Below are 26,506 nucleotides of genomic sequence, written 5' to 3'. Positions count from 1 at the left end.
CCCAGCACACAGGGCGCAAGGTGGCCGCAGCGACCTTTCCTACCCCTTGAAACCGCACTATCTGACACTTTTTGTCACCTCAACACCCCTGGTTTGGTTCCTTGCCTTGACTAGGCTATAAGTCATGAACTGTCTGCGTCCGGTATTCCCATGAATGACATCGCCCTAAGCGGCCTGGCCAAGCAATTGGTGCTGGCCGAACTGCTCACTGACAAAAGCGCGCAACAGGCGTATCAGCAAGCCCAACGCAATCGCATCTCCCTGGTCAGCTACCTGGTGCAAAACAAACTGGTGAAGAGCCGGCTGGTGGCGGAGATAGCCTCGGAACATTTCGGCATGGCCCTGCTGGACCTCAACTGCCTGGACAAGGAAACCCAGCCCAAGGGCCTGGTCAGCGAGAAGCTGATCCGCCAGCACCACGCCCTGCCCCTCTGGCGGCGCGGCAATAAACTGTTCGTGGGGATTTCCGACCCGACCAATCATCAAGCAATCAACGACATTCAGTTCAGCACCGGCCTGAGCACCGAAGCCATCCTGGTAGAAGACGACAAGCTCAGCGACGCCATCGAGAAATTCTTCGACAGCCATACCACCGGCCTGGAAGACATGGCCGATGTCGACCTCAATGGCCTCGACATCGAAGCCATCGACGACAAGCACGAGGACTCCATCGCCGGGCAGGACGCCGATGACGCGCCGGTGGTGCGCTTCGTCCACAAGATGCTGCTCGACGCGATCAAAAGCGGCTCTTCCGACCTGCACTTTGAGCCCTACGAAAAAACCTACCGGGTGCGGATGCGCACCGACGGTATTTTGCGCGAAGTGGCCAAGCCGCCGATTCAACTGGCCAACCGGATCGCCGCCCGCCTCAAAGTCATGGCCAGCCTCGACATCTCCGAACGGCGCCGGCCACAGGACGGGCGGATCAAAATGCGCCTGTCCAAGACCAAGTCCATCGACTTCCGGGTCAACACCCTGCCGACCCTGTGGGGCGAGAAAGTGGTGATCCGGATCCTCGATCCGTCCAGCGCGCAAATGGGCATCGACGCCCTTGGCTACGAGCCCGACCAGAAAGCCCTGTTCATGGCCGCGCTCAAGCAGCCACAAGGGATGATTCTGGTCACCGGCCCCACCGGTTCGGGTAAAACCGTGTCGCTGTACACCGGGCTGAACATTCTCAACACCGTGGACATCAATATTTCCACCGCCGAAGACCCGGTGGAAATCAACATGGAAGGCGTCAATCAGGTCAACGTCAATCCCAAGCAGGGCCTGGATTTCGCCCAGGCCTTGCGCTCGTTCCTGCGTCAGGACCCGGACGTGATCATGGTCGGCGAGATCCGCGACCTCGAGACGGCAGAAATTGCGATCAAGGCCGCGCAGACCGGTCACCTGGTGCTCTCGACCCTGCACACCAACAGCGCCGCCGAAACCCTGACCCGCCTGCACAACATGGGCATCCCCGGGTTCAACATCGCCACCTCGGTCAGCCTGATCATCGCCCAGCGCCTGGCGCGCAAGCTGTGCAGTCATTGCAAGAAACCCATCGAAATCCCGCGAGAAGCACTGATCAAGGAAGGCTTCCCCGAGGAACGCATCGGCTCATTCACGATCTATGAGCCGGTCGGTTGCGAACACTGCAACAACGGTTACAAAGGACGCGTAGGGATCTATGAAGTGGTGAAAAACACCCCGGACCTGCAACGGCTGATCATGGCCGAAGGCAACTCCCTGGAAATCGAGATCCAGATGCGCAAGGACGGCTTCAACGACCTGCGTACGTCAGGCCTGATCAAGGCCATGCAAGGCATCACCAGCCTGGAAGAAATCAACCGGGTCACCAAGGACTGAACATGGCGGTCAAGGCAGCAAAAATCAGCGTGTACGCCTGGGAAGGCACGGACAAGAAAGGCACGAAAATGACCGGCGAGTTGAGCGGTCCGAACCCGGCGCTGATCAAGGCACAGCTGCGCAAACAAGGGATCAACCCGGGCAAGGTGCGCAAGAAATCCGCCTCGATTTTCAACTTCGGCAAACGCATCAAGGCCCAGGACATCTCCCTGTTCACCCGGCAAATGGCGACCATGATGAAGGCCGGCGTGCCGCTGCTGCAGTCGTTCGACATCATCGGCGAAGGCTTCGACAACCCGGCCATGCGCAAACTGGTGGACGAGGTGAAACAGGAGGTCGCGGCGGGCAACAGCTTCGCCGCGTCCCTGCGCAAGAAGCCGCAATATTTCGATGAGCTGTACTGCAACCTGGTGGACGCCGGTGAACAGGCCGGCGCCCTGGATACGCTGCTGGATCGGGTGGCCACTTATAAGGAAAAGAGCGAACAGCTCAAGGCCAAAATCAAGAAAGCCATGACGTACCCGCTGGCCGTTGTGTTCGTCGCGATCATCGTCACCGGCATTCTGCTGGTCAAGGTTGTGCCGCAGTTCAAGACCGTGTTCTCCGGGTTTGGCGCCGAACTGCCGTCCTTCACCCTGATGGTCATCGCCCTGTCGGAGTTTATGCAGGAGTGGTGGTGGGTGATGCTCGGCGCACTGATCGCAGCGATCTTCGGTTTTCGTCGCGCCATGAAAAAGTCCCAGGGTTTTCGAGACCGGATGGATACCTGGCTGTTGAAACTGCCGCTGGTGGGCACGCTGATGTACAAGTCCGCCGTGGCCCGTTACGCCCGAACGCTATCGACCACCTTCGCCGCCGGCGTGCCGCTGGTGGACGCACTGGAATCGGTGGCCGGCGCCACCGGCAATATCGTGTTCAAGCGTGCGGTGCTGCGCATCCGGCAGGACGTGTCGACCGGCATGCAGCTGAATTTCGCCATGCGCACCTCCGGCGTGTTCCCGAATATGGCGATCCAGATGGCCGCGATCGGCGAGGAATCCGGCGCCCTCGACGACATGCTCGACAAGGTCGCCAGCTTCTACGAAGACGAAGTCGACAACATGGTCGACAACCTCACCAGCCTGATGGAACCGTTCATCATGGTGGTGCTGGGCGTCGTTGTCGGCGGTCTGGTGGTTGCCATGTACCTGCCCATTTTTCAACTCGGCTCAGCGATCTGACATGCCCTTGATCGACTACTTGACCCTCTATCCGCTGGCCTTCGTGATCTTCGCCCTGGTGCTCGGCCTGGTGATCGGCAGCTTCCTCAACGTGGTGATCTGGCGCCTGCCGAAAATGCTTGAACGGGAATGGCGCCTGCAAGCCCACGATGTCCTCGGTTTGCCCGGCGAGACACCGGCCCCGACTTACAACCTGATGTTGCCCCATTCCCAATGCCCGCACTGCGCCCACAAGATTCGCGCCTGGGAAAACATTCCGCTGCTCAGTTATCTGCTGCTGCGCGGCCGCTGCTCCAGTTGCGCAGCACCGATCAGCACGCGCTACCCATTGACCGAACTGGCCTGCGGCCTGCTCTCGGCGTTTATCGCCTGGCATTTCGGTTTCGGCTGGCCGGCATGTCTGTTGCTGGTGCTGACCTGGGGCTTGCTGGCGATGAGCCTGATCGATGCCGAGCATCAACTGCTGCCCGATGTGTTGGTGCTGCCGCTGTTGTGGCTGGGGCTGATCGTCAACAGCTTCGAGCTGTTCGTGCCGCTGCACGATGCCTTGTGGGGCGCGGTGGCCGGTTACCTGGCGCTGTGGTCGGTGTTCTGGCTGTTCAAGCTGCTCACCGGCAAGGACGGCATCGGCCATGGCGACTTCAAGTTGCTGGCAATGCTCGGGGCCTGGGGTGGCTGGCAGATTCTGCCGCTGACGATCCTCTTGTCATCGCTGGTAGGGGCGATTCTCGGGGTGATTTTGCTGCGCCTGCGGGACGCGAAAACCTCGACGCCGATCCCCTTCGGTCCTTACCTGGCGATTGCCGGCTGGATTGCATTGCTCTGGGGTGGTCAAATAACCGACTTCTATTGGCAGTTTGTCGGTTTGAAATGAATACCCCTGTGGAAAAACCCTGGATTCTCGGCCTCACCGGCGGCATTGGCAGCGGCAAAAGTGCGGCGGCCCAGCACTTCATCGACCTCGGTGTGCATGTGGTCGATGCTGATCATGCGGCGCGCTGGGTGGTGGAACCGGGTCGACCGGCGCTGGCCAGGATTGCCGAACACTTCGGCCCCGGTGTGCTGCAAGCCGATGGCCAACTGGATCGCGCCGTGTTGCGCAAACTGATCTTCGAAGTCCCGGAGGAACGCCGCTGGCTCGAAGCCTTGCTGCATCCGCTGATCGCCGAGGAAATCGTTACGCACCTGGCCAAGGCACAATCACCCTATGCGATTCTGGTGTCGCCGCTGTTGATCGAGTCCGGGCAGTACGCCATGACCCAACGGGTGCTGGTGATCGATGCCCCGGAACAACTGCAGATCGAACGCACGTTGCAGCGTGACCAGACCAGCGAGCAACAGGTCCAGGCGATCCTCAAGGCCCAGTCCAGCCGCCAGGACCGCGTGAGCCATGCCGACGATGTGGTGGTCAATGACCGCGACCTCGCCTGGCTGCACAGCGAGGTCGAACGCCTGCATCACTTTTACCTTACTTTGCGTGGAGGCCATTCATGAGCCAGACCCCAACCGTCAATTGCCCAACCTGCGGCGCCCCTGTTGAATGGAGCGCCACCAGCACCTTCCGGCCCTTCTGTTCGGACCGTTGCAAACTGATCGACCTCGGTGCCTGGGCCTCGGAAGAACACAAGATCCCGGTCAGCCCGGACGCCGAGGACGATCTGTTCAGCGAAGACTTCGAACCGCGTCACTGATCCCACGTCTTCATCCGAAAAAGTCAGGGCCGCATAAAGCCGTACTCCTGACCGTCATCGAGGTTCTCGGCGAGAAACTGCAACTCATCCGCCAGATCCTCGACACTGCGCACCGCCTTGCTCTGCTGCACCACCGCACTGAGCAGGGCGCGCAGGCTCAATCCCGGATCAAACCCCACTTCCTGCGCCGCATCCAGACTGTGACGCAACTCCTGCCTTGCCCATTCGTAGACGCTCATTTCGGTGCTCCTGAAGGTTTTGCCGAGCATGGGTTCGCGAGCATCAAACTGATTTGATGTGGATCAAGACTTGGGATCGTCGTCTTTCCAGGGCGCCGAAAGGTAACGGGTGCGGTTGAAGGTCTCCAGCCACTCGGGACTGAACACCACCAGCGCGCTGATGATCATGCCGTTGATAAACGCCTCGGGAAAAATCAGCAGCCACAGGTAACCGACAAAATCTTCCAGCCAATACGGCATCGCAAAGCGTTCGTCCCACCACAGCAACGTGAGCGCCAGCAGCAGGCACAACAAGGCCGACAGCGCCGCCGCAAAGAATCCGGAAACGAAGATATACACAAAGGGATTACGCGGTTGAGCACGCTCGACGAGGATCGCGCAGCACTCGGTGATCAGCACCGGCAGCAGAATCAACAAAGAGCCATTGACCCCGACAGCCACCAGGTCCTGACGCCCAAGCCACACCAGCCCCAGTTGCGCAATCAACCCGCCGACAATCGCCAACGGCCAGTCCAGCAGCAACGTCACCGCCGTCATGCCGATAAAGTGATAGGACACGCCTGTATCGAAATCCCGTCGCACCAACCACAGCATAAACAGCGCGAACACCGTGCCGAACAGCAAATGCTGGCGGCGACTGTCGGTGAACAACTCGACCCACGGCACACGGCAAATCGCCCAGATCACCACGGGGGTATAAATCAGCCAGCCAATCGTCAGACTCTCCGACGACAGCAGTTCGGCGCCGATCATGGCCGGGCGTTCTCCAATGCCTCTCGCAATTGTGCAGCGCTCGCGTATTCGTGTTGTTCAACCAGTTGACCGTCCTTGAGCTGCAGCCACAGCACTTTATCCACAGCCCCGGGATACCGCGGCGCTACGCGGCCATCTCGGTCAAGCATGACCCGATAGGCATAGTCGCGCATCTTGGGCACTGCGAACATTTTCGCAATCAGCCGTGGCATGCGCTGGATGTCGGCGAGGAATACCGCGTGTCGCGCCTCCAGATACCCCTTGGGTTGGCCTTGCAACGCGGCATCGACCAGCTTCGCGGCATCCATGCTGCGCGCCACCAGCAACGTTTGCGTCTGGTTGTCGAGGCTGTAGGCCTGATCGAATTGATCCAGCAGGGTCCAGGGCGCCAGGCGCTCGCCCACCTCCAACGCCTGGGCCCACAAGGGCAGAAGACTGAGCAACAACACCGGCCAATATTTCACATTCAACTCCTTGATAGCGGATACGCACGATGGATATCAGTCTACACCGCCGGTTCTGGCCGCCCAGTAACGTCGTTTACCGGTAAAGGCTTTCTGCTTGTCGCATTTGAACGCTAAGCTTGGGCCTATGGATGACTCAGATTATTTACGCCTGCTGACCATCGCGGCCGAGCAAGCCAACGCGTTCCTGTCCAATGCCCGCAAATGGGAGCGTGAGCGTTGGGTCTGCCAGCGCCTGCTGCAAGGCCTGAACATTCCCTACCGCGCCGACGAATTCGCCCCTGCCGGGGAGCCGCCGGACGTGCTGTTTCGTGACGCCAGTTTCGAGGTGTTCTTCGTGCTCGACGAAGGCAGGCGCCTCAACGACGAATGGCGCGACGAACTGCAACGAAGGCGCAGCGCGTTTTCCCTCAGTTCCCTGGTGCGCCGCGAGGCCAAGCCTCGACGCATTCCGGCCAATGAATTCTTGCTGCGACTGGCGCCGACCCTGCGCAAAAAAGCCCACAACTACAAAGAGCGCGGCATGGACCTGGGGGAGCTGGACATCATCGCCTTCGCCAGCCTCAAGCGCGAAGTACTGGACCTCAACAGCCACTTCCCGCCGCCTACCGAATACCTGCGCCAGGGTTGGCGCTCGTTGTCGCTGGTCGGGCCGACCTTCGCCCGGGTGTTGTTCGCCCACCCGGATGCCCCGGACTTTTTGCGCAGCAACCTCGGTCGCAGCATCGTCTTCGACGTCGGGATAAGCCTGTGAGCCCGTTGCAGGAATTGATCGCCGAAGTCCCGCAAGTTGGCCGCGTGCGCTGGATCGGCGTGCGCCCGGCGTCCCATGTGCCGATGATTGAACTGGACGTCGTGGAAGCGCGACTTGAGGCCGGTTTGACCGGGGACAAGGCCCGCCCCGGCGTGCGTAATGCCCGGCAGGTGACGCTGATTCAGTGGGAGCATCTGGCCGTGATCAGCTCACTGATGGGCCGCCCGGAGGATAAACCGGTGCTGCCGGGCGAGTTGCGGCGCAATCTGGTGATCAGCGGGATCAACCTGTTCAGCCTAAAGGGCCGGCGCTTCAAGATCGGCCAGGCGATTTTCGAAACCACGGGCTGGTGCCAACCTTGCGCACGCCTGCAAAACAACCTCGGCCCCGGGACTTTTCAGGCCGTGCGCGGCCATGGCGGAATCACCGCCCGGGTGTTACAAAGTGGAATCATTCGCCTGGACGATACGGTGAGCGTCGAGCCCATTCCCGACAGCGGCTATGCTCCGTTCAACGTTCGTTAAATCAGCCTGTAGCTTCTACACATTCAGCAACGTCTACCCCTGACGAGGCCCAATATGACCAGCCGCCTGAACCCCGACGACCAGAAGCATGTCGAAGAGTACCTGCACTTGTCCCAACACCGAGTCGAGCGCCGGCCATTCCGGCCGTGGATGCTCCTGGTGATGGTGCTGGCAGTGACCATTGGTTTGGGCTTGCTCAGCCGCCTTATCGGTTACCTGACGCTATGAGCTGCCTTGCGCTCGCTCGGGTAATCGCACCGATTTCTTTTAGCCTTGCGAGATATCCCCATGACTCATCGTATTGTCATCGTTGGCGGCGGCGCCGGCGGTCTGGAGTTGGCTACCCGTCTGGGTAAGACTCTGGGCAAACGTGGCACGGCCAGTGTGATGCTGGTCGACGCGAACCTGACCCACATCTGGAAACCGCTGTTGCATGAAGTGGCGGCCGGGTCGCTGAACTCCTCCGAAGACGAACTCAATTATGTTGCCCAGGCCAAATGGAACCACTTCGAGTTCCAGCTGGGGCGCATGAGCGGGCTTGATCGTGCAGCGAAAAAAATCCAGTTGGCCGCCACCTACGACGAAGCCGGCGTGGAACTGGTGCCGGCCCGTGAAGTGGGTTACGACTCGCTGGTGATTGCCGTCGGCAGTACCACCAACGATTTCGGCACCCAGGGCGCGGCGCAGCATTGCCTGTTCCTCGACACCCGCAAGCAGGCCGAGCGCTTCCATCAGCAACTGCTCAACCATTACCTGCGCGCCCATGCCGGGCAAACGGATGTCGTGGAGCAAATCAGCGTGGCTATCGTCGGCGCCGGCGCCACCGGCGTGGAGCTGGCGGCAGAACTGCACAACGCCGCCCATGAACTGGCGGCATATGGTCTGGACCGGATCAAACCGGAAAACATGCACATCACCCTGATCGAAGCCGGGCCACGGGTGCTGCCAGCCCTGCCGGAACGTATCGGCGGGCCTGTGCATAAAACCCTGGAGAAACTCGGGGTCAATGTGATGACCAATGCAGCGGTCAGCGAAGTCACCGCCGAGAGCCTGATCACCGCCGATGGCAAAGTGATCAATGCCAGCCTGAAAGTCTGGGCCGCCGGGATTCGCGCACCGGGTTTCCTCAAGGACATCGACGGCCTGGAAACCAACCGCATCAATCAACTGCAAGTGCTGCCGACCCTGCAAACCACCCGCGACGAGAACATCTTCGCCTTCGGTGACTGCGCCGCCTGCCCGCAACCGGGCACCGACCGCAACGTACCGCCACGGGCCCAGGCTGCGCATCAACAGGCGTCGTTGCTGGCCAAATCCCTGAAACTGCGGATCGAAGGCAAGGCGTTGCCGGAGTACAAATACACCGACTACGGCTCGCTGATCTCGCTGTCGCGTTTTTCGGCTGTGGGTAACTTGATGGGCAACCTCACGGGCAGCGTGATGCTCGAAGGCTGGCTGGCGCGGATGTTTTATGTGTCGCTGTACCGGATGCACCAGATGGCGTTGTATGGCGCGTTTCGCACGGCGATGTTGATGCTCGGGAGCAAGATTGGGCGTGGGACTGAGCCGCGCCTCAAGCTGCATTAAGCTCTTTAGCGCCAGATAGGGCCTCTTCGCGGGCAAGCCTCGCTCCTACAGGTCACCACCAACCTGTGGGAGCGGGCTTGCTCGCGAAGAGGGAGTGTCAGTCGACATCACTGTTGAATGACACACCGCCTTCGCGAGCAAGCCCGCTCCCACATTTGTTCATCGATTTCCTGTAGATCTGTGTCTCACTGTATCCCGCCCCGCGATTTCGCCCCTTCGCTTACAAACTCCCCCTTGCACGACACAGAAGCGATACACCCGCCCCGTTAAATGGCCACACCCGAGCAAGGCACCGCCTGCTTCGGTCAACGCCGCTCTACGCGGCATCCTTTATCGAGCGGTTGTGTCGTGCAACCCAGGAGATTTGAAATGTCCCGCACTACTAAAAACACTATCGGTCTGCTCGGCGCTGTTTTGGCTGGCGGCATGATGTTGACCGGTTCCGTATTCGCTTCCCAGCCACTGACCCAAGGCTACCTGCTGGCCTCGGCCGATCAAGTGGTGAAGACCCCTGAAGGCAAGTGTGGCGAAGGCAAATGCGGCGATGCGTCGATGGCCAAGACCGACACCGATGGCGACGGTAAAGTCTCCCGCGCCGAATTCCAGGCTGTCGCGCCGAAGTCCAACTTCGACAAGATCGACACCAACCATGACGGCTTCATCGACGAGCAAGAGGCTTACAACAACGTGAAAGCCAACTTCGAAGCGAATGGCAAGAAAATGCCAAAAGGTTTGTTCGAACACCTGAAAGACCAAGACGGCGCCTAAGCCTCAGCACAAACCAGCCGCGCATTTCTTTGGAAAGCGCGGCTTTTTTGTGCCTGACTGATTTACACCCGGAAGCGCTGCACCATGCCTTGCAGGGCATTGGCCAGTTTCGACAATTCATGACTGGAGGCGCTGGTCTGATCGGCACCGGCGGCGGAACGCACTGACAGGTCGCGGATGTTCACCAGGTTGCGATCGACTTCCCGGGCCACTTGCGCCTGTTCTTCGGCGGCGCTGGCGATCACCAGGTTGCGCTCGTGAATTTCATGTACCGACGCAGTGATGGTCTGCAATGCCTCGCCGGCGCGCTCGGCCAGGACCAACGTGCTGGCGGCACGGGAAGCGCTGGCCTGCATGGAGTCCAGCGCCAGGGTCGAGCCGCTGCGCATGCCCTGGACCATCTGCTCGATCTCCTGGGTCGATTGCTGGGTGCGATGGGCCAGCGCCCGCACTTCATCGGCCACCACGGCGAATCCGCGACCACTCTCCCCCGCCCGCGCCGCTTCAATCGCCGCGTTGAGCGCCAACAGGTTAGTTTGCTCGGCGATGGCGCGAATCACGTCCAACACCTTGCCGATATCCTGGGATTGATTGGCCAGGGACTGCACCAACTCACCGGTGTGCTGCACGTCGCTGGCGAGGGCGCTGATGGCGCTGGCGGTTTCACTGACTCGTTCCTGGCCCAGATGCGCGGATTCGCTGGACTGGCGCGTGGCGTCGGACGTCGACACCGCGTTGCGTGCGACTTCTTCCACAGCGGTGGTCATCTCATTGACCGCCGTGGCCGCTTGCTCGATCTCGTTGTTCTGCTGTTGCAAACCCTGTGTGCTGTCGAGGGTGACGGCGTTCAGTTCATCGGCGGCGGTGGTCAGTTGCGTGGCCGAGCCGCTGATGCCTTGCAGGGTTTCGCGCAGGTTCTGTTGCATGGTCGCCAGGGCTTTGAGCAAGCGGCTGACTTCATCGCTACCGTGGGTTTCGATGGGGTTGGTGAGATCGCCCCGGGCCACGTTTTCCGCGGCATTCACGGCTTCATTCAGTGGGCGCACGATACTGCGGGTCAGCAGCATCGCCAGGCCGACAGTGGCCAACGCCGCCAGGGCGATGAACAGGCTGACAATCGTGCGTGAAGTTTCGTAGTGCGCGGCGGACTTCTGGCTTTCGGCGGCGACTTGTTTGGCGAACAGATCCGCCAGGTCAGTGAGTTGTTTGCCGGAGCCATCGACCACGGTCTTCATGTCCACCAGCAGCAGCTTGGTCAGTTCGTCACGACGGCCTTGTTCCGCCAGGGTGAAGGACTGGGCAATGCCTGCGCGATAAGCCGCGAAGGTGCTTTTGAACTGGTCATACAACTGCTTGCCTTCCGCGCTGTTGACCAACTTGTCATAGGCGGCAATTTTGTCGCTCAGTTCCTTGTCCCGGGTGTCCATCTGACTGCGGTACTGGGCGATGTTTTTCGGCTCCTGGTCCAGAGCCATGCGCAGGGAGATGGTGCGGATGCGCAGCATGATCTCGCGGATCTCATCGCCGCCACGGATGCTCGGCAGCCATTGGCTTTCGACCGCTACCTCGCTGTCACGAATGCTCGACATCTGCCCCAGTGCGAACACCCCGAGCAACGCCACCAGCACTGCGATCAGGGCAAAACCCAGTGCAGCACGGGGAGCAATATTCAGCTGACGAAGAAACATAACGAGCGCCTTTTCTTTTTATGGCTGGAGATGGACGCGCTGTGCGCGCTCCGTTGGCTCGTTATCGGCAAGTTGTATGATGACTTGAAGCGGAACTGCACTTTTTCGAAGACAAAAAAAATCCCCGTATCTTTCGATACGAGGATTTTTAATATGGTCGGGGTAAGGGGATTCGAACTCCTGACATCCTGCTCCCAAAGCAGGCGCGCTACCGGACTGCGCTATACCCCGGAAAAAAAAGGCGACCTTTACAAGTCGCCTTCTTCGATCAGCGCTTTTGGCCTCTGATCTTAAGATCTGATCCCAGCGTTAACTGGTTTCAAAAATGGTGGGTCGTGTGGGATTCGAACCTACGACCAATTGGTTAAAAGCCAACTGCTCTACCAACTGAGCTAACGACCCAAAAATGGTCGGGGTAAGGGGATTCGAACTCCTGACATCCTGCTCCCAAAGCAGGCGCGCTACCGGACTGCGCTATACCCCGGTTTGAAATTGGCTCCGTGACCAGGACTCGAACCTGGGACCCAATGATTAACAGTCATTTGCTCTACCGACTGAGCTATCACGGAACTACATATTTCAATTTACAACAGTGAAGCTTGCTGCGTCTCTTCGACCCGTTCGCATCGCTGCGTTCGTGTGTCTGAGGCGCGCTATTCTACAATCTTAAGCACCTCTGTCAACCCCCTAAATTGCATTCAAGTTAATGATTTGCAACTTATTTCAGATTTCTGCTTGGGGAGCAGAAACCCTTCCGGGTGACTTACTGCGGGGCGCACTTTACAAGCCTTTTCCTTTCAGTTCAACAGCCTGGCGAAAAAAAGGCCTCGCAATGCGAGGCCTTCTTTATTTCAGCGGCGTTACGGCTCAGTCGAAAACGATTTCGTCGTTTTCCACCTTGCCGACAGCGGTCTCGCCCGGCATGAAACGACCGGACAGAATCAACTGCGCCAACGGGTTCTCGATCCAGCGCTGGATCGCTCGTTTGAGCGGCCGTGCGCCATAGACCGGGTCGTAGCCGACGGCGATCAACTTATCCATCGCCTCGGGGCTGAGCTCCAGTTTCAGCTCGCGCTCGGTCAGGCGACTGCGCAGGCGACCCAACTGGATCTCGGTGATGCCGGCAATCTGATCTCGCGCCAGCGGCTCGAAGATCACCACTTCGTCGACTCGGTTGATGAACTCCGGCCGGAAGTGCGTGGAAATCGCATCCATCACCGCCGCTCGTTGCGCTTCACGATCACCCACCAGTTCCTGGATCTGTACCGAGCCGAGGTTGGAGGTCATGACGATCACGGTGTTCTTGAAATCCACCGTACGGCCATGGCTGTCGGTCAAGCGACCATCTTCCAGCACTTGCAGCAAGATGTTGAACACGTCCGGGTGGGCCTTCTCGACCTCGTCCAGGAGGATCACCGAATAAGGCTTGCGACGCACTGCCTCGGTCAGGTAACCGCCCTCTTCATAGCCCACGTAGCCGGGTGGCGCGCCGATCAACCGGGCCACGGAATGTTTTTCCATGAACTCGGACATATCGATGCGGATCATCGCCTCTTCCGTATCAAAGAGGAATTCGGCCAGCGCCTTGCACAGCTCGGTTTTACCGACGCCGGTCGGGCCGAGGAACATGAACGAACCGCTCGGGCGATTCGGGTCGGACAACCCGGCACGGGAACGCCGCACCGCGTTGGAAACCGCGATCACTGCTTCGTTCTGACCGATCACACGTTGGTGCAACAGGCTTTCCATCTTCATCAGCTTGTCGCGCTCGCCTTCGAGCATTTTCGACACGGGAATGCCGGTCCACTTCGACACGACTTCCGCGATCTCTTCCTCAGTCACCTTGCTGCGCAGCAACTGATTTTCGCTCTTGCCGTGCTGGTCGACCATTTGCAGGCTGCGCTCCAGGTCCGGGATGATCCCGTATTGCAACTCGGCCATGCGGTTCAGGTCGCCTTTGCGACGTGCGGCTTCCAGTTCCTGACGGGACTGTTCGATTTTCTGCTGAATCTGCGCCGAGCCCTGGACTTCGGCTTTCTCCGCGTTCCAGATTTCTTCGAGGTCCGAATACTCACGCTCGTGGCGGACGATTTCTTCCTGGAGTTTTTCCAGGCGTTTCTTCGCCGCGTCGTCGCTTTCTTTTTTCAGTGCCTGGGATTCCACCTTCAATTGGATCAACCGGCGTTCCAGACGATCCAGCACTTCCGGCTTGGAGTCGATCTCCATGCGGATACGGCTGGCGGCCTCGTCGATCAGGTCGATGGCCTTGTCCGGCAGCTGACGGTCGGTGATGTAGCGATGGCTCAACTTGGCCGCCGCGATGATCGCACCGTCGGTGATTGCAACCTTGTGGTGAACCTCGTAACGCTCCTTGAGGCCCCGCAGGATGGCGATGGTGTCTTCTTCGCTCGGCTCTTCCACCAAGACTTTCTGGAAGCGTCGTTCGAGGGCCGCGTCCTTCTCTATATATTGGCGGTACTCGTTGAGCGTGGTCGCGCCGACGCAGTGCAGCTCGCCACGGGCCAGTGCAGGCTTGAGCATGTTGCCCGCATCCATCGAGCCTTCGCCTTTACCGGCGCCGACCATGGTGTGCAGTTCGTCGATGAACAGAATGATCTGCCCCTCCTGCTTCGACAGTTCGTTAAGCAGGGATTTGAGGCGTTCTTCGAACTCGCCGCGATACTTGGCACCGGCAATCAGCGAGCCCATGTCCAGGGACAACAGGCGCTTGCCCTTGAGGCCGTCCGGCACTTCACCGTTGATGATGCGCTGGGCCAGGCCTTCGGCGATGGCAGTTTTACCGACGCCAGGTTCACCGATCAGCACCGGATTGTTTTTGGTACGGCGTTGCAGGACCTGAATGGTCCGGCGAATTTCGTCGTCACGGCCGATCACTGGGTCGAGCTTGCCTTCTTCGGCACGCTTGGTCAGGTCGACGGTGTACTTATCCAGGGCCTGACGCGACTCCTCGTGGTTGGCGTCGTTGACCGCTTCGCCGCCACGCAGGTTGTTGATCGCGTTTTCAAGGGCTTTCTTGCTCACGCCCTGGCCGAGCAGCAATTTGCCGAGTTTGCTGTTGTCGTCCATGGCGGCGAGCAGCACCAGCTCACTGGAGATGAACTGGTCGCCCTTCTGCTGGGCCAGACGATCGGCCTGGTTGAGCAGGCGCGCCAAGTCCTGCGACATGTTCACGTCGCCGGTCGGGTTCTGGATTTTCGGTAGTTGATCGAGCTCTTTGGTCAGCTCTTTGCGCAGGCTGTTGACGTCAAAGCCGACTTGCATCAACAGGGGTTTGATCGAACCACCCTGTTGTTCAAGCATGGCCTGCATCAAGTGCGCCGGTTCAATGCCCGGATGATCGAGACCGACGGCCAGGGATTGGGCGTCGGAGAGGGCTAACTGTAATTTGCTGGTTAAACGGTCTATACGCATGGGTCACCTTCCTTTTGAGCAGGCCGGACCTAAGAAACCATCCTGAGTGAAGAAACCTGCCAGATACCTCACTAGATGCGGTCGATTCTGGGAGTTTCAAGCGTCGTACAGTTGATGTAGATCAGGGAAGTCTAGCGCTCGAGCCAAACCAGGGAGGCAAACCGACCGGTGCGCGGACTGCGGCGGTAAGAAAAGAAGCGTGAATCGGTTACGGTACAGAAACCGCCACCATAAACAGCGGTAACACCGCGTGCCGCCAGGCGTAAACGCGCCAGCTCATAGATGTCGGCCATGAACTTGCCAGCATTGTGGCTCGGCACAAAGGCTTTGGCCGCCTCGGGCAGTTGCTGGACGAAGGTTTCGCGCACTTCCGGGCCGACTTCAAAGGCTTGCGGGCCAATGGCCGGACCGAGCCAGACCAGCACGTCGGCGGGTGATACGGCAAGGCTGTCGAGGGTCGCTTCCAGCACCCCCGCCGCCAACCCGCGCCAACCGGCATGGGCCGCAGCAACCCGAGTGCCCGCACGGTCGCAAAACAACACGGGCAGGCAGTCCGCGGTCATCGCCGCGCAGGCGATCCCGGGGGTTGCCGTCCAACTGGCGTCGGCAGTGGCTACCCGGCCCGGATCTGCTTCGGCCACGACAACGCCGTGAACCTGTTGCAGCCAGGCCGGTTGAATAGAGAAATGATCGGTAAGGCGACGGCGATTTTCGGCCACAGCTTCAGGGCTGTCGTCGACATGATCGCCGAGGTTGAGGCTGTCGAACGGCGCCAGACTGACGCCGCCCGCACGGGTGGTAACGCAGGCTTTCACCCCGGCAGGCGCAGGCCAGTCGGGAATCAGCCAGTCACTCATCCGATGAACGCCTCACGGTCTTGCTTGAGCAGGGTCAGCAACCAGACGAAATCGTCCGGCAGTGGTGATTCCCAGCTCATGCGTTTACCGGTGGTCGGATGGTCCAGCTCCAGGAACCGCGCATGCAGGGCCTGGCGCGGGAACGCCTTCAACGATTCGACCATGGTCACACTGGCTGCCGGCGGGATGCGGAAACGACCGCCGTAGGCAGGGTCTCCGACCAACGGGTAGTTGATGTGGGCCATGTGCACACGAATCTGGTGCGTACGACCGGTTTCAAGCTTCACCCGCACGTGAGTGTGGGAGCGGAAACGCTCGAGCACGCGGTAGTGGGAGACGGCCTGCTTGCCACCTTCCATCACCGCCATGCGCTGGCGTTGCTGGCCGTGACGACCGATTGGCGCATTGATTTTGCCGCCAGCAGTCACCACGCCGATCACGATGCACTCGTAGATCCGGCTGACGCTGCGGCTCTGCAACTGTGTTACCAACTGCGTCTGCGCTTGAATGGTCTTGGCCACCACCATCAGACCGGTGGTGTCCTTGTCCAGGCGATGCACGATACCGGCGCGGGGCACATTGATAATGTCCGGCACGTGGTGCAGCAAGGCGTTGAGCAAGGTGCCGTCAGCGTGACCGGCAGCCGGATGCACCACCAGGCCCGCAGGCTTGTTGATGACCAGGATGTCGTCATCTTCGTAGACGATGTCCAGCTCAATGTCCTGAGCGATCCATTCGCCCTGAGCTTCCTGCTCGGCAGTGAGTTCAAGAATGGCACCACCATGAACAATGTCTCGCGGGCGGATAACCGCCCCATCCACAGTCAGGCGGCCGTCTTTGATCCAGGCGGAAAGGCGCGAGCGCGAGTGCTCAGCGAATAATTGTGCGGCGACTTGATCGAGGCGTTGGCCGCCCAATTCGGACGGCACCTCTGCGCGAAGTTCAATTTTATCGGACATGCTCAGACTAGGCGTCGGCACAGCCTTTGGTTTCGGCTGCGCGCTTGTGGTTAAATACGGCGTCTTTTGCCCCGAGGCTATTCAACGGGGCGCTCATCATAACAGGACGGCCCCGCCCAAGACAGCGGCCGTCATAGGGACGCAAGCCGCCATGCAAGTGAAACACCTGCTGCTGATCGCCATCCTCGCATTGACCGCTGCTTGCTCATCGAAGGAAGTCGTAGACGAAAACCTGAGCGAAGTCGAGCTGTACCAGCAGGCTCAGCACGATCTGGACAACAATAGCTACACCGCCGCCACAGCCAAGCTGAAGGCGCTGGAGTCGCGTTATCCGTTCGGGCGCTACGCTGATCAGGCTCAACTCGAGCTCATCTACGCCAACTACAAGAACGCCGAGCCGGAGGCTGCCAAGTCTGCCGCCGAGCGTTTCATTCGTTTGCACCCGCAGCATCCCAACGTGGATTACGCGTATTACCTCAAAGGCCTGACCTCCTTCGACCAGGACGTCGGCCTGCTGGCGCGCTTCCTGCCGCTGGACATGACCAAGCGTGACCCGGGTGCTGCCCGCGACTCGTACAACGAGTTCGCCCAGCTCACCAGCCGCTACCCGAACAGCCGCTACTCGCCGGATGCCAAGCAGCGCATGATTTACCTGCGCAACCTGCTGGCCTCCTACGAGATTCACGTTGCCGACTACTACCTGACCCGTCAGGCCTATGTCGCCGCCGCGAACCGTGGTCGTTATGTGGTGGAAAACTTCCAGGAAACCCCTTCGGTCGGTGACGGCCTGGCGGTGATGGTCGAATCCTACCAGCGCCTGCACCTGGACGAACTGGCCAACACCAGCCTCGAAACCCTGAAGCTTAACTACCCGAACCACCCAAGCCTGGTGGACGGTCAGTTCAAGCCATCGGTCGACGAAGCGGACAACCGTTCGTGGCTGAGCAAGGCTACCCTGGGCCTGATCGAATCCCGTCCGCCGCTGCCGCCGGGCGAAACCCGCGCCAACCAGGACGTGCAGAAGCAATTCCAGGATGCCAAAGACGCGATTCCAAGCGAGCTCAAGCCTAGAGACAGCAACGGCGACGTGATCGAAGAAGAGCAACACGAAGCGGAAGGCAACAACAGCGACCGTTCGTGGTTCAGTTACATGACCTTTGGCGTGTTCGACTGACACCCAAGGCTGTGCCAAAAGGGAGACCCGCGGGTCTCCCTTTTTTATTCCCGTGATTTATTACGCTGTGCGCCTGACATGTCCTTGGCTAAACTGCCTGATCATCATTCATAAAGCAGCCCGCCATGCTTCGTTTACTGTTCTGGATCGCCCTGATTGCCGCTGCGGTATGGTTTTGGCGCAAGTTCAAAGGGTCGGCTTCCGTCTCCCGGCCCAATGCCGAGCTGGAAGCCGCTCCCATGGTTCGCTGCGCCCACTGCGGCGTGCACCTGCCCCGCGACCGTGCGCTGAGCCTTCAACAACAGTGGTATTGCAGCCAGGCTCACCTTGAGCAAGGCCCGGGCTCCAGTGATCGCTGAGGCTTCCAGCCCCGGCAGCAAACAGGCCCAGCGACTGCTGCGCCTCTATCATCTGTACCGTTTAAGCGTCGGCATCACCCTGGTGCTGCTGATTTCCAGCAACATGGACAACCAGTTGCTGACGTTCGCCAACAACGACCTGCTGCGCAGTGGCAGTTGGTTGTACCTGGTGCTGAACATTCTGCTGGTGGTGTTCCTGGAGAACACCCGACGCCCGGCGCAGCTGTTCAGCCTGACCCTGGTCGACGTATTGCTGTTATCCGGCCTGTTCTACGCCGCCGGAGGTGTGGCCAGTGCCATTGGCAATTTACTGATTGTGTCGGTGGCGATCGGCAACACTTTGCTGCGCGGGCGTATCGGCCTCTTGATTGCGGCGGTCGCGGCCCTTGGCATCGTCGGCTTGAGCTTCCTGCTGAGCTTCAGCCACCCCACCAGCCCCAGCGACTATCTGCAAGCCGGCACCCTTGGCGCACTGTGCTTTGCCGCCGCGTTGCTGGTGCAAGGCTTGATCCGACGCCTGGAAGTCAGCGAACACCTCGCCGAGCAACGGGCCAGCGAAGTGGTTGGCCTGGAAGCGCTCAACGCGCTGATCCTGCAACGCATGCGCACCGGCATCCTGGTGCTCGACGACCAGCGCCGGGTGCAACTGGCCAACCACAGCGCCCTGTCCCTGCTGGGCCAGGAGCGTCTCGAAGGTCAGTTGATCGATGATTACTCGCCGATTCTGGTCGAACGCCTGCAACTGTGGTTCAACAACCCGACCCTGCGCCCCCAAAGCCTGAAAATCGCCCACTCCGGCCTGGAGCTGCAACCGAGCTTCATCGCCCTGGATCAGAGCCCCCATCATCAGACCCTGGTCTTTCTCGAAGACCTGGCCCAGATCGCCCAACAGGCCCAGCAACTGAAACTCGCGGCCCTCGGTCGTCTGACGGCCGGTATCGCCCATGAGATCCGCAACCCGCTTGGCGCCGTCAGTCATGCGGCGCAGTTGCTGCAAGAGTCCGAGGAACTGAACGGCGCGGATCGGCGTCTGACCCAGATTATCCAAGACCACTCTCAGCGAATGAATCGGGTTATCGAAAACGTCCTGCAACTATCCCGCCGCCAGCAAACCGCGCCGCAACGGCTTGATCTCAAGCCGTGGCTTGAGCAGTACGTCGCCGAAACCCGCGAGGCGGCCAGCGCACGCCAGCAGATTCACTTGCGCATTGGTTCTGGCGACTTCACCACGCTGATGGACCCGAACCAACTGACGCAGATTCTCGACAATTTGTTGCGCAATGCCTGGCACCACAGCGGCTTGAACCATGAAATGGCCGAAGTCTGGATTGAGCTGTTTGTCGACGCCGATAGCCAGTTGCCGATCCTCGAAGTGCGGGATAACGGCCCCGGCGTAGCCCCGGACCAGCAGGTGCATCTGTTCGAACCCTTCTTCACCACCAGCACCCAAGGCACAGGCCTGGGGCTTTATCTGTCCCGTGAGCTGTGCGAAAGCAACCAGGCCCGCCTAGACTTCAAACCACGCCAAGGCGGCGGCTGCTTTCGCATCACCTTTGCACACGGACGGAAACAAAGTTGAACATGAGCCCACGGCAAAAAGTCCTGATCGTCGACGACGAACCGGATATCCGCGAACTCCTGGAAATCACCCTGGGACGGATGAAACTCGATACCTTCAGTGCCCGCAACCTCGGCGAAGCCCAGGCCCTGCTGGGCCGGGAAACCTTCGATCTGTGCCTGACCGACATGCGCCTGCCCGATGGCACCGGCCTGGAACTGGTGCAACACATCCAGCAACGTTATCCCCAGGTGCCGGTGGCGATGATTACTGCCTATGGCAGCCTGGAAACGGCAATCAACGCCCTCAAGGCCGGGGCCTTCGACTTCCTGACCAAACCGGTGGACCTCCCCCGATTGCGGGAGCTGGTCACCAGCGCCCTGCGCCTGCCTGCGCCCGGTGGCGCCAGTACCTCCATCGACCGCCGCTTGCTCGGCGATTCACTGCCCATGCGCAACCTGCGCAAACAAATCGACAAACTGGCCCGCAGCCAGGCACCGGTGTACATCAGCGGCGAATCCGGCAGCGGCAAGGAACTGGTCGCCCGCCTTATTCATGAACAAGGTCCCCGCGCCAACCGCCCCTTCGTCCCGGTGAACTGCGGGGCGATCCCGACGGAGTTGATGGAAAGCGAATTCTTTGGCCATCGCAAAGGCAGCTTCAGCGGCGCCATCGAAGACAACCCTGGCCTGTTCCAGGCCGCCCACGGCGGCACCCTGTTCCTCGACGAAGTGGCTGATCTGCCCTTGGCGATGCAGGTCAAGTTACTGCGGGCGATTCAGGAGAAAGCTGTGCGCAGCGTCGGCGGGCAGCAGGAAACCGTGGTTGATGTGCGCATTCTCTGCGCCACCCATAAAGACCTCGACGCCGAAGTCAGCGCCGAGCGTTTTCGCCAGGATTTGTACTATCGGCTCAATGTGATCGAGCTGCGGGTTCCGCCCTTGCGTGAACGCCGGGACGATATCGAGACACTGGCCAGCCATGTGCTCAAGCGTCTGGCGGCAGGCACCGGGCATCCGCCCGCGAAACTGCACCCGTTAGCCCTGGAAGCGCTGAAAAGCTATCGATTCCCGGGGAATGTGCGGGAGCTGGAGAACATGCTCGAACGCGCCCACACCCTGTGCGAGAACCGGCAAATCGAAGCCAGCGACTTGCGCCTGGCCGAAGGCAACTGCACTGCCGAGGCCGGCGTGGCGGACCTGACGCGGATCGACAATCTGGAACACTACCTGGAAAACGTTGAGCGCAAACTCATCCTCCAGGCGTTGGAGGAAACCCGCTGGAACCGAACGGCGGCGGCGCAGCGGTTGAATTTGTCGTTTCGGTCGATGCGCTACAGGCTCAAGAAACTCGGTTTGGATTGAGGGCCTCTTCGCGAGCGAGCCCGCTCCCACAGGGGGCTTGTGTACGCCACAGATCCAATGTGGGAGCGGGCTTGCTCGCGAAAGCGATCAAACAAACGACAAATATCTGAAGGTTAAATCCGCCCCACCGGCGCATACGGCACCGGATCAATAATCGGCGCCCGCCCCAGCATCACATCCACAAACAACTGACACGACGCCGGCGCCAGCACCAGCCCATTGCGGTAATGCCCGCAGTTGAGCCACAGCCCTTCAACCCCAGGCACCCGGCCAATGTAGGGAATCCCCTCCGGCGACCCCGGCCGCAACCCGGCCCAGTGCCCCACCACTTCGGCCTGCGCCAGCGCCGGAATCAATTCCACCGCAGAGGCCTTGAGACTTTCGAGCGCCGATTCGGTCGGGGTCTTATCAAACCCTTCATGCTCCAGCGTACTGCCAATCAGAATGTGTCCGTCACGGCGCGGAATCGCGTAACGGCCCTTGGCCAACACCATGCTCGGCAAGAAGTCCGCCGCACATTTGTAGAGAATCATCTGACCTTTGACCGGTTCGACCGGCAACTCCAGACCCAGGCTTTTAAGTAAGTCACCGCTCCAGGCACCCGCCGTCAGCACCACCTGATCGCCATGAATTGCGCCAGTAGAGGTCTGCACCCCGACCACTGCATCGCCGTCCCGAATAAAGCCGCTGACTTCGCACTGTTCATGGATCGTCACGTTCGGCAGCGCCAGCAATGCTGCTTTCAAGGACTTCACCAACCGCGGATTGCGCACATTGGCGACGTCGGCCATGTAGATCGCCCGGGAGAAACCGCCGCCAAGCACCGGCACCGCGTCATGGGCTGCCGAGATATCCACAGCCCGCAGCGGGCGGTTTTCCCGTTTGGCCCAGGCCAGCGCTTCGGCTTCATCGTCCAGGTCCAGCCAGTACAGGCCGGTGGTGTGCACTTCGGGGTCGACACCGGTGGCGGCAAACAACCGCTCGCCGAGCTGTGGATAAAAATCCTGGGACCAGTGCGCCAGCGCCGTGACCGCCGGGCTGTAGCGCCACGGGTAGAGCGGCGAAACAATGCCGCCACCGGCCCAGGACGATTCCTGGCCGACGTTCGAGCGATCCAGCAGCACCACGCTCTGCACTTCGGACGCGAGATTGAACGCCGTCAGCAGGCCAATCACGCCGCCGCCGACAATCACCACTTGCTGTTGCCTGGTCATGTTCTGATCCAACCGTTCAATAGACAGAGGGCGCAAAAGGCGCCCGCAAAAGTAACTCAGCGGCCCCAGCAATCCTTGGTGGCCAGCCCGGCCGTGGCGTTGACCATGCTCCGGACGCCGGTGTTGGTGATGGTGAAATCCCCGCACTTGTCGGTGGCCATGGTCGACCCGGTCTTGCGCACGGCGGTCAGCAGGAAGGTCTGGTCGGTAATGGTCGGGGTGAGGGTGTAGAAGTCGTTACCCGCGCTCAGGCCGGTGGCGCCGGTGTAGACATTGTTCCGGGAATAGAACCGCTCAAGGATCTGCGCCTGTTCGGACAGCAGCCCGGCGACCTCACTGCGGCGGCCCTTTTTCAGGTATTCGGTGAGGCTCGGGTAGCCAATGGTGATGACGATGCCGATGATCGCAATCACGATCATGATTTCGATCAGGGTAAAACCTCGGTTGGATCTGCGCATTGCCTCAACTCTCACTTACTGTATTTGTCGCCACATGATGCGACGGCTGCCGCCACCGCCGGGTTTTTCCACCAGGGAGGTAATGCCACCGCTGGAGTCGTTCACGATCTTGCGGGACGCATTGTTGACGATCGCGTTCAGGGTCGGAATCCCCCCGGTAAAAATCACCCCGCTGGAAATCGAATCCGTGCTGTCGACCACCCCGTCGCCATTGGTGTCGAGTACCGCGTAGTTGAGCATCTTACCGCTGAATGCATCGAGTTCGACCAGCTTGCCGGTGCCGAAACTGGCGCACGGGTCGGTAGTGTCGACGCTGGCCGTGGTGAACACGATCCGCCCGCTCGTCAGGCTGGCCTGATTGATCACCCGTTCGCCGGTCAACACGTTGTTGTACACCAGCGGCAGATACCAGCCCTTCTCCGCCGGATAAGTCGTTTCGTTCTGGCTGGTGGTGATGAATTGCCCGCCACCCGTGCCGGCGGTTACCCCGGTGACCGACTGGGCCTGCAAACTCGCCACGGTCAATTGGCCGGCTCCGCCATCGGCATCCCACACGGAGTAGAACGCCTGAAGATCCTTGTTGGTCTTGTCGGCCGTCTCGTTGAACTTGCCGGTGCCGAAAAACACCTGCTTGCCGCCCAGGGAGTTGTCCGCCAGCAAGGGTTGCGCGGTAATTGGTTGAGTGGCGCCGCCCGGCGCGGTGAACAATGGCTTGCCGGAAAACGCGACACCCCAGGTATCCGTCGTGGCACCACTGAGGTCGAACTTCCACAGCCGCCCCTTGAGGTCGCCACCATAAGCGGCCTGCACCACGTTCTGCGAGTTGACCCTGAGCTTCACCGAAGACAGGCCGTTGGTGGTTTCCGTGCTGTCGATAACGATTTTCTTGATCAGCGAGCCGTCGCGCACATCCACCACATACAACGCTGCCACCCCCGAATTGCTCCCGTAGCCGTTGGAAATGAACGCCGCCCAACGCCCATCGGCCAAGCGTGCCACTTCCGGACGGGCGTAGGCATAACCCAGGTCATTGAAAACGTTCGCCGTGTTCGCCGTGGCCGGCGCGCTGATTTCCCATAATGCCTTGAAGATATTGCCCGCCGAGGCGTCGAACAACTGCACCGCAAAGAACGTCTTGCCGCCTGCCCCGGTCCCGCCAAGCGCCAGGGTTTTCCAGGCCGTGCCCGATTGGGTATCGAACACGCCGACCTGTCCATCCACCAGAAACTTGTGGCTCACGCCATTGATGTAAGTGGGATCAGCGATATAGCGCAAGGACGGCAGCACGCTGGACGGCATGTAGGCATAACGTCGGGTGCCGTTGGCGGCGTTGATCACATTGAGGAAACCATCGTTGGCGTTGACCACCAGGCTGGTGCTCATGTTGGCAGCTTTGGTCGCCAGGTAGGTGGTGTAGGTCGAGTCACCCACCAGGTCCGAAGCGGTCTGGTCCGTGGGCGAGGCCAATGCGAGGGGCGAGTTGATGATGTCTCCCAGCAACACTGAGCGCACTTTCAACCCGGTCTTGTTGGTGCCCTTGCTCCATTCCACCAGGTCGTTGCCGACGATCCCGGTGGGCAGGCTCTGGCTCAGCGAGGTTTGCTGGGCCGGGGAAAAGTTGCCGTAGGCCAGGGTGATCGCGGCGTTGGTCAGGGTGTTCCAGGATTGGTAGGTCGGTGCGGTGGCACCGGGCACGATGGCGGTGTCGGTGGTCCATAGCACCGCCGCGGTGTTGACCGCGCCGCTGGACGTAAAGCCATAAGCCTTGATCGTGCCGCGCCAGTCCTTCGGATCGTACGTGGTCTGGAAGTAACTCGAACCGCTGGACAGCGTGCTGCTGCTGGTGACCCCGCTACCACCCGAACCGGCCTTGGACGTGATGTTGCCCAGGGCTGAAGACAAGGCTGCGTTAAGCCCGGCGGCATCGTTCGCCTGGTAATACAGGCCCTGACCGTAGGCCGCTGCATCCGACAACATCGGGTTGGCCGCAGTGAAGCCCACGGTGTAAGTGTTCATGTACTGCTTGGGGAAATCCGCGGCGGTCCAGCTTTTGCCCGCAAGGTCGGTGCCGGTCGAACGCATGTCAATGTCGAAGGCAAACTTGGCGATGTCGTCCAGATAGAGGGTATCGCCTTCATCATCGCCAGCGGGATTGTCACCGTCGTTGTTGATCCCGTCCCAATTGGGCAAGCGAGAGCCACCCAGCGGGTCGTTGGTCGGGAAGGTCCGGTCGTAGGTCGGCAGGCCGTCCGTGACGACCACGCCATAGTTCTTCTGGCAGCGGTACTGGATCGGGCTGGTGTAGGTCGTCGGCGTGGTGTTGTAGTACGGCGCCATGCCGCGAAAGTAACGGGTGATTTCGTAGTAGGTTTCCGCCAGCGGCGTGTTGGCCACGGCGCCGAGGCCGTTGATCGCATTGATCAGGGCGTTGTAGTTGGTATCCGCCTGAGCCTGAGTGACGCTGCCCGTGACCACCGCGAGGTCGCTGACGGAGCGCGCAATGTACCCGCCGTTACCGGAGTTGTTGCTGGTAGGCGGATTGAACGTCGCCAGACCGATGCGCAAACCACGGTTGCTGGTCACCAAGGCGCTGGAGACGTTGCGCGCCACGTTGATTCGATAATCGTTGGGAATCGAGCCATTGGTGAAATCCCGGTTACTGCCGTTGGCCAGGCCCACCAGATACGAGAGGTAGTCGTCGGTGTAGCGGGTATTTTCATTGCCGACAGGATCCGGGAGCTTGATGCATTGCGGGGTCAGGCTGTTGTTGTAGAAGGCGTAGGCGCCACCGGAGCAACCGGATGTCGGCAGGCTGGAGAGGAAGATCGAACTGCCGACGATGTCCGAAGAACTCAGGCACAGGCCGATGAACGCATTACATTGCCGGGCCGGCGTGCGATTGACCGTCGGATCGAATCCCGCCGCGAAGATGATGGTGTTCATGCTGCCCGAGTCGTCGATCAGCAGCATCACATTTGGCGGCACTGCGGCGGCGCTCAACAGCGGTGAGTCCGATGGTGTGAAGGCATAGGCCGGCGCCATCAGGTACAGGCTCAGCAACGCGCCGAAAAGCATCTGCGCCCATCGTCGGCGCCAGCCCCCTTGAGCATCAATACTTGGCATAGATGCTCTCCACCACACTGCGAATGTTATTGCCAACGATGCCCACCGCCGTGACCCGATACAGCGTCGCCGAGGTGTTGCTCGGCACATTGACGGCGGTCAGCGTGGTGCCGATGTTCTGCACCCCATAAAAACCGCCGCCAGCGGCAATCCAGGTGACCCCGGACGTGGAGTTGAGCCCAGGGGCGGTCACCGTGGCCGATTCCGCCGGCGGCGCACATTGCGCCGTGGTGCCGCAGACCGCCAGCGTATAAGTCGCCAACTGCACCGCGCTCTCCCCCATGCGCAAGGTCGCCTCGGCGAGTTGGAAGGACTGATTGCGCAGGGTCACGCTGCCGGCCATTTTTTCCTGGAGTGTCGCGTTCTGCATCGAGGAGATTCCGATCAGGGTCAGGAGCAACAAAAACACCAGGCTGATCAGCAAGGCCATGCCCTGTTGGCGGGTTTGCATGTTTGACGGGGTTCTCAT

At 60.3% G+C, this 26,506-nt stretch carries 25 protein-coding genes and 4 tRNA genes; 14 read left to right on the top strand and 15 right to left on the bottom strand.

The features are described from left to right. The first annotated feature begins 150 nt into the window (after positions 1-150). The 5 genes from pilB to yacG are packed head-to-tail and all read left to right on the top strand — an operon-like array spanning position 151 to position 4,762. Entirely contained in the window at positions 151-1,851 is a 1,701-nt protein-coding gene (gene pilB, locus BK665_RS09665; protein ID WP_123404932.1) for a type IV-A pilus assembly ATPase PilB, read from the top strand. 2 nt (positions 1,852-1,853) lie between these two features. Next, a complete protein-coding gene (locus BK665_RS09660; protein ID WP_123404930.1) occupies positions 1,854-3,071 on the top strand; it encodes a type II secretion system F family protein in 1,218 nt (405 codons plus the stop codon). A 1-nt stretch (position 3,072) separates the two neighbouring features. Beyond that, positions 3,073-3,945, top strand: coding sequence for a prepilin peptidase (locus BK665_RS09655; RefSeq protein WP_123404928.1), 873 nt, complete (start codon positions 3,073-3,075; stop codon positions 3,943-3,945). Further along, entirely contained in the window at positions 3,942-4,565 is a 624-nt protein-coding gene (coaE, locus tag BK665_RS09650; RefSeq protein ID WP_123404926.1) for a dephospho-CoA kinase, read from the top strand. Before BK665_RS09655 ends, coaE begins: the two co-directional genes overlap by 4 nt. Next, positions 4,562-4,762 carry a DNA gyrase inhibitor YacG gene (gene yacG / locus BK665_RS09645; protein WP_123404924.1) on the top strand — a complete coding sequence of 67 codons (201 nt, stop codon included), beginning with the start codon at positions 4,562-4,564 and terminating at the stop codon, positions 4,760-4,762. The genes coaE and yacG overlap by 4 nt, the downstream gene beginning before the upstream one ends. A gap of 23 nt (positions 4,763-4,785) precedes the next feature. Here yacG and BK665_RS09640 read toward each other — a convergent pair whose 3' ends face one another. The 3 genes from BK665_RS09640 to BK665_RS09630 all read right to left on the bottom strand — a co-directional run bounded on the left by BK665_RS09640 (position 4,786) and on the right by BK665_RS09630 (position 6,218). Beyond that, a complete protein-coding gene (locus BK665_RS09640) occupies positions 4,786-5,001 on the bottom strand; it encodes a hypothetical protein (RefSeq protein ID WP_123404922.1) in 216 nt (71 codons plus the stop codon). A gap of 63 nt (positions 5,002-5,064) precedes the next feature. Further along, entirely contained in the window at positions 5,065-5,754 is a 690-nt protein-coding gene (locus BK665_RS09635) for an energy-coupling factor ABC transporter permease (protein WP_123404920.1), read from the bottom strand. Then, entirely contained in the window at positions 5,751-6,218 is a 468-nt protein-coding gene (locus BK665_RS09630) for an FAD/FMN-containing dehydrogenase (RefSeq protein WP_123404918.1), read from the bottom strand. Before BK665_RS09630 ends, BK665_RS09635 begins: the two co-directional genes overlap by 4 nt. Before the next feature lie 127 nt (positions 6,219-6,345). Here BK665_RS09630 and BK665_RS09625 point away from each other — a divergent pair, with 127 nt between their 5' ends. From BK665_RS09625 to BK665_RS09600, 5 genes are all read left to right on the top strand, one after another. Next, on the top strand, positions 6,346-6,972 hold the full coding sequence (locus BK665_RS09625; RefSeq protein WP_008154887.1) for a DUF1780 domain-containing protein: 627 nt from the start codon (positions 6,346-6,348) through the stop codon (positions 6,970-6,972). Then, positions 6,969-7,496 (top strand): MOSC domain-containing protein, encoded by a 528-nt coding sequence (locus BK665_RS09620; protein ID WP_123404916.1) that lies wholly within the window; start codon positions 6,969-6,971, stop codon positions 7,494-7,496. The genes BK665_RS09625 and BK665_RS09620 overlap by 4 nt, the downstream gene beginning before the upstream one ends. A 54-nt stretch (positions 7,497-7,550) precedes the next feature. Further along, positions 7,551-7,724, top strand: a complete 174-nt coding sequence (locus tag BK665_RS09615) for a DUF3094 domain-containing protein (RefSeq protein ID WP_123404914.1) — start codon at positions 7,551-7,553, stop codon at positions 7,722-7,724. A 60-nt stretch (positions 7,725-7,784) separates the two neighbouring features. Then, positions 7,785-9,083 (top strand): NAD(P)/FAD-dependent oxidoreductase, encoded by a 1,299-nt coding sequence (locus BK665_RS09610; protein ID WP_123404913.1) that lies wholly within the window; start codon positions 7,785-7,787, stop codon positions 9,081-9,083. A gap of 369 nt (positions 9,084-9,452) precedes the next feature. After that, positions 9,453-9,851: an HvfA family oxazolone/thioamide-modified RiPP metallophore gene (locus tag BK665_RS09600; protein WP_123404911.1), complete on the top strand. Its 399-nt coding sequence runs from the start codon at positions 9,453-9,455 to the stop codon at positions 9,849-9,851. A gap of 62 nt (positions 9,852-9,913) precedes the next feature. On the opposite strand, the gene BK665_RS09595 is transcribed toward BK665_RS09600, so the two are convergent. The 8 genes from BK665_RS09595 to rluD form a co-directional block, all read right to left on the bottom strand. Beyond that, entirely contained in the window at positions 9,914-11,539 is a 1,626-nt protein-coding gene (locus tag BK665_RS09595) for a methyl-accepting chemotaxis protein (RefSeq protein WP_123404909.1), read from the bottom strand. A 154-nt stretch (positions 11,540-11,693) separates the two neighbouring features. After that, positions 11,694-11,770 (bottom strand) — tRNA-Pro (locus BK665_RS09590). 95 nt (positions 11,771-11,865) lie between these two features. Continuing rightward, positions 11,866-11,941, bottom strand: a tRNA-Lys gene (locus tag BK665_RS09585). Positions 11,942-11,946: 5 nt separating this feature from the next. Next, positions 11,947-12,023 (bottom strand) — tRNA-Pro (locus BK665_RS09580). 9 nt (positions 12,024-12,032) lie between these two features. After that, a tRNA-Asn gene (locus BK665_RS09575) sits at positions 12,033-12,108 on the bottom strand. A 298-nt stretch (positions 12,109-12,406) separates the two neighbouring features. After that, a complete protein-coding gene (gene clpB / locus BK665_RS09570) occupies positions 12,407-14,971 on the bottom strand; it encodes an ATP-dependent chaperone ClpB (RefSeq protein ID WP_123404908.1) in 2,565 nt (854 codons plus the stop codon). Between the two features lie 131 nt (positions 14,972-15,102). Further along, positions 15,103-15,828, bottom strand: a complete 726-nt coding sequence (gene pgeF / locus BK665_RS09565; protein ID WP_123404906.1) for a peptidoglycan editing factor PgeF — start codon at positions 15,826-15,828, stop codon at positions 15,103-15,105. Then, a complete protein-coding gene (rluD, locus tag BK665_RS09560; RefSeq protein ID WP_007942311.1) occupies positions 15,825-16,787 on the bottom strand; it encodes a 23S rRNA pseudouridine(1911/1915/1917) synthase RluD in 963 nt (320 codons plus the stop codon). Before rluD ends, pgeF begins: the two co-directional genes overlap by 4 nt. A 151-nt stretch (positions 16,788-16,938) precedes the next feature. On the opposite strand from rluD, the gene BK665_RS09555 reads away from it, so the two are divergent. The 4 genes from BK665_RS09555 (at position 16,939) to BK665_RS09540 (ending at position 21,242) form a co-directional block, all read left to right on the top strand. After that, on the top strand, positions 16,939-17,961 hold the full coding sequence (locus BK665_RS09555) for an outer membrane protein assembly factor BamD (RefSeq protein ID WP_123404904.1): 1,023 nt from the start codon (positions 16,939-16,941) through the stop codon (positions 17,959-17,961). 125 nt (positions 17,962-18,086) lie between these two features. Further along, positions 18,087-18,320 carry a PP0621 family protein gene (locus BK665_RS09550; protein ID WP_123404902.1) on the top strand — a complete coding sequence of 78 codons (234 nt, stop codon included), beginning with the start codon at positions 18,087-18,089 and terminating at the stop codon, positions 18,318-18,320. Further along, positions 18,310-19,899: a sensor histidine kinase gene (locus BK665_RS09545; protein ID WP_123404900.1), complete on the top strand. Its 1,590-nt coding sequence runs from the start codon at positions 18,310-18,312 to the stop codon at positions 19,897-19,899. Before BK665_RS09550 ends, BK665_RS09545 begins: the two co-directional genes overlap by 11 nt. A 2-nt stretch (positions 19,900-19,901) precedes the next feature. Then, positions 19,902-21,242: a sigma-54-dependent transcriptional regulator gene (locus BK665_RS09540; protein WP_123404898.1), complete on the top strand. Its 1,341-nt coding sequence runs from the start codon at positions 19,902-19,904 to the stop codon at positions 21,240-21,242. A gap of 113 nt (positions 21,243-21,355) precedes the next feature. Here BK665_RS09540 and thiO read toward each other — a convergent pair whose 3' ends face one another. The 4 genes from thiO to BK665_RS09520 are packed head-to-tail and all read right to left on the bottom strand — an operon-like array spanning position 21,356 to position 26,506. Beyond that, positions 21,356-22,456, bottom strand: a complete 1,101-nt coding sequence (gene thiO / locus BK665_RS09535; RefSeq protein WP_123404896.1) for a glycine oxidase ThiO — start codon at positions 22,454-22,456, stop codon at positions 21,356-21,358. A 56-nt stretch (positions 22,457-22,512) separates the two neighbouring features. After that, on the bottom strand, positions 22,513-22,914 hold the full coding sequence (locus BK665_RS09530; protein ID WP_123404894.1) for a type IV pilin protein: 402 nt from the start codon (positions 22,912-22,914) through the stop codon (positions 22,513-22,515). 15 nt (positions 22,915-22,929) lie between these two features. After that, entirely contained in the window at positions 22,930-26,037 is a 3,108-nt protein-coding gene (locus BK665_RS09525) for a pilus assembly protein (RefSeq protein ID WP_123404892.1), read from the bottom strand. Next, positions 26,024-26,506: a pilus assembly PilX family protein gene (locus BK665_RS09520; RefSeq protein WP_123404890.1), complete on the bottom strand. Its 483-nt coding sequence runs from the start codon at positions 26,504-26,506 to the stop codon at positions 26,024-26,026. Before BK665_RS09520 ends, BK665_RS09525 begins: the two co-directional genes overlap by 14 nt.

It is taken from the genome of Pseudomonas frederiksbergensis (genome assembly GCF_003732665.1).
In the GTDB taxonomy this organism is placed as follows: domain Bacteria; phylum Pseudomonadota; class Gammaproteobacteria; order Pseudomonadales; family Pseudomonadaceae; genus Aquipseudomonas; species Aquipseudomonas frederiksbergensis_G.
This window is presented reverse-complemented; position numbering and strand designations above follow the sequence as displayed.

Bases quoted from the DNA above. Each gene is read 5' to 3' on its own strand.
- pilB (WP_123404932.1), top strand. From the start codon at position 151: ATGAATGACATCGCCCTAAGCGGCCTGGCCAAGCAATTGGTGCTGGCC.
- BK665_RS09660 (WP_123404930.1), top strand. From the start codon at position 1,854: ATGGCGGTCAAGGCAGCAAAAATCAGCGTGTACGCCTGGGAAGGCACG.
- BK665_RS09655 (WP_123404928.1), top strand. From the start codon at position 3,073: ATGCCCTTGATCGACTACTTGACCCTCTATCCGCTGGCCTTCGTGATC.
- coaE (WP_123404926.1), top strand. From the start codon at position 3,942: ATGAATACCCCTGTGGAAAAACCCTGGATTCTCGGCCTCACCGGCGGC.
- yacG (WP_123404924.1), top strand. From the start codon at position 4,562: ATGAGCCAGACCCCAACCGTCAATTGCCCAACCTGCGGCGCCCCTGTT.
- BK665_RS09640 (WP_123404922.1), bottom strand. From the start codon at position 5,001: ATGAGCGTCTACGAATGGGCAAGGCAGGAGTTGCGTCACAGTCTGGAT.
- BK665_RS09635 (WP_123404920.1), bottom strand. From the start codon at position 5,754: ATGATCGGCGCCGAACTGCTGTCGTCGGAGAGTCTGACGATTGGCTGG.
- BK665_RS09625 (WP_008154887.1), top strand. From the start codon at position 6,346: ATGGATGACTCAGATTATTTACGCCTGCTGACCATCGCGGCCGAGCAA.
- BK665_RS09615 (WP_123404914.1), top strand. From the start codon at position 7,551: ATGACCAGCCGCCTGAACCCCGACGACCAGAAGCATGTCGAAGAGTAC.
- BK665_RS09610 (WP_123404913.1), top strand. From the start codon at position 7,785: ATGACTCATCGTATTGTCATCGTTGGCGGCGGCGCCGGCGGTCTGGAG.
- BK665_RS09600 (WP_123404911.1), top strand. From the start codon at position 9,453: ATGTCCCGCACTACTAAAAACACTATCGGTCTGCTCGGCGCTGTTTTG.
- BK665_RS09595 (WP_123404909.1), bottom strand. From the start codon at position 11,539: ATGTTTCTTCGTCAGCTGAATATTGCTCCCCGTGCTGCACTGGGTTTT.
- clpB (WP_123404908.1), bottom strand. From the start codon at position 14,971: ATGCGTATAGACCGTTTAACCAGCAAATTACAGTTAGCCCTCTCCGAC.
- pgeF (WP_123404906.1), bottom strand. From the start codon at position 15,828: ATGAGTGACTGGCTGATTCCCGACTGGCCTGCGCCTGCCGGGGTGAAA.
- rluD (WP_007942311.1), bottom strand. From the start codon at position 16,787: ATGTCCGATAAAATTGAACTTCGCGCAGAGGTGCCGTCCGAATTGGGC.
- BK665_RS09555 (WP_123404904.1), top strand. From the start codon at position 16,939: ATGCAAGTGAAACACCTGCTGCTGATCGCCATCCTCGCATTGACCGCT.
- BK665_RS09550 (WP_123404902.1), top strand. From the start codon at position 18,087: ATGCTTCGTTTACTGTTCTGGATCGCCCTGATTGCCGCTGCGGTATGG.
- BK665_RS09540 (WP_123404898.1), top strand. From the start codon at position 19,902: ATGAGCCCACGGCAAAAAGTCCTGATCGTCGACGACGAACCGGATATC.
- thiO (WP_123404896.1), bottom strand. From the start codon at position 22,456: ATGACCAGGCAACAGCAAGTGGTGATTGTCGGCGGCGGCGTGATTGGC.
- BK665_RS09530 (WP_123404894.1), bottom strand. From the start codon at position 22,914: ATGCGCAGATCCAACCGAGGTTTTACCCTGATCGAAATCATGATCGTG.
- BK665_RS09525 (WP_123404892.1), bottom strand. From the start codon at position 26,037: ATGCCAAGTATTGATGCTCAAGGGGGCTGGCGCCGACGATGGGCGCAG.
- BK665_RS09520 (WP_123404890.1), bottom strand. From the start codon at position 26,506: ATGAGAACCCCGTCAAACATGCAAACCCGCCAACAGGGCATGGCCTTG.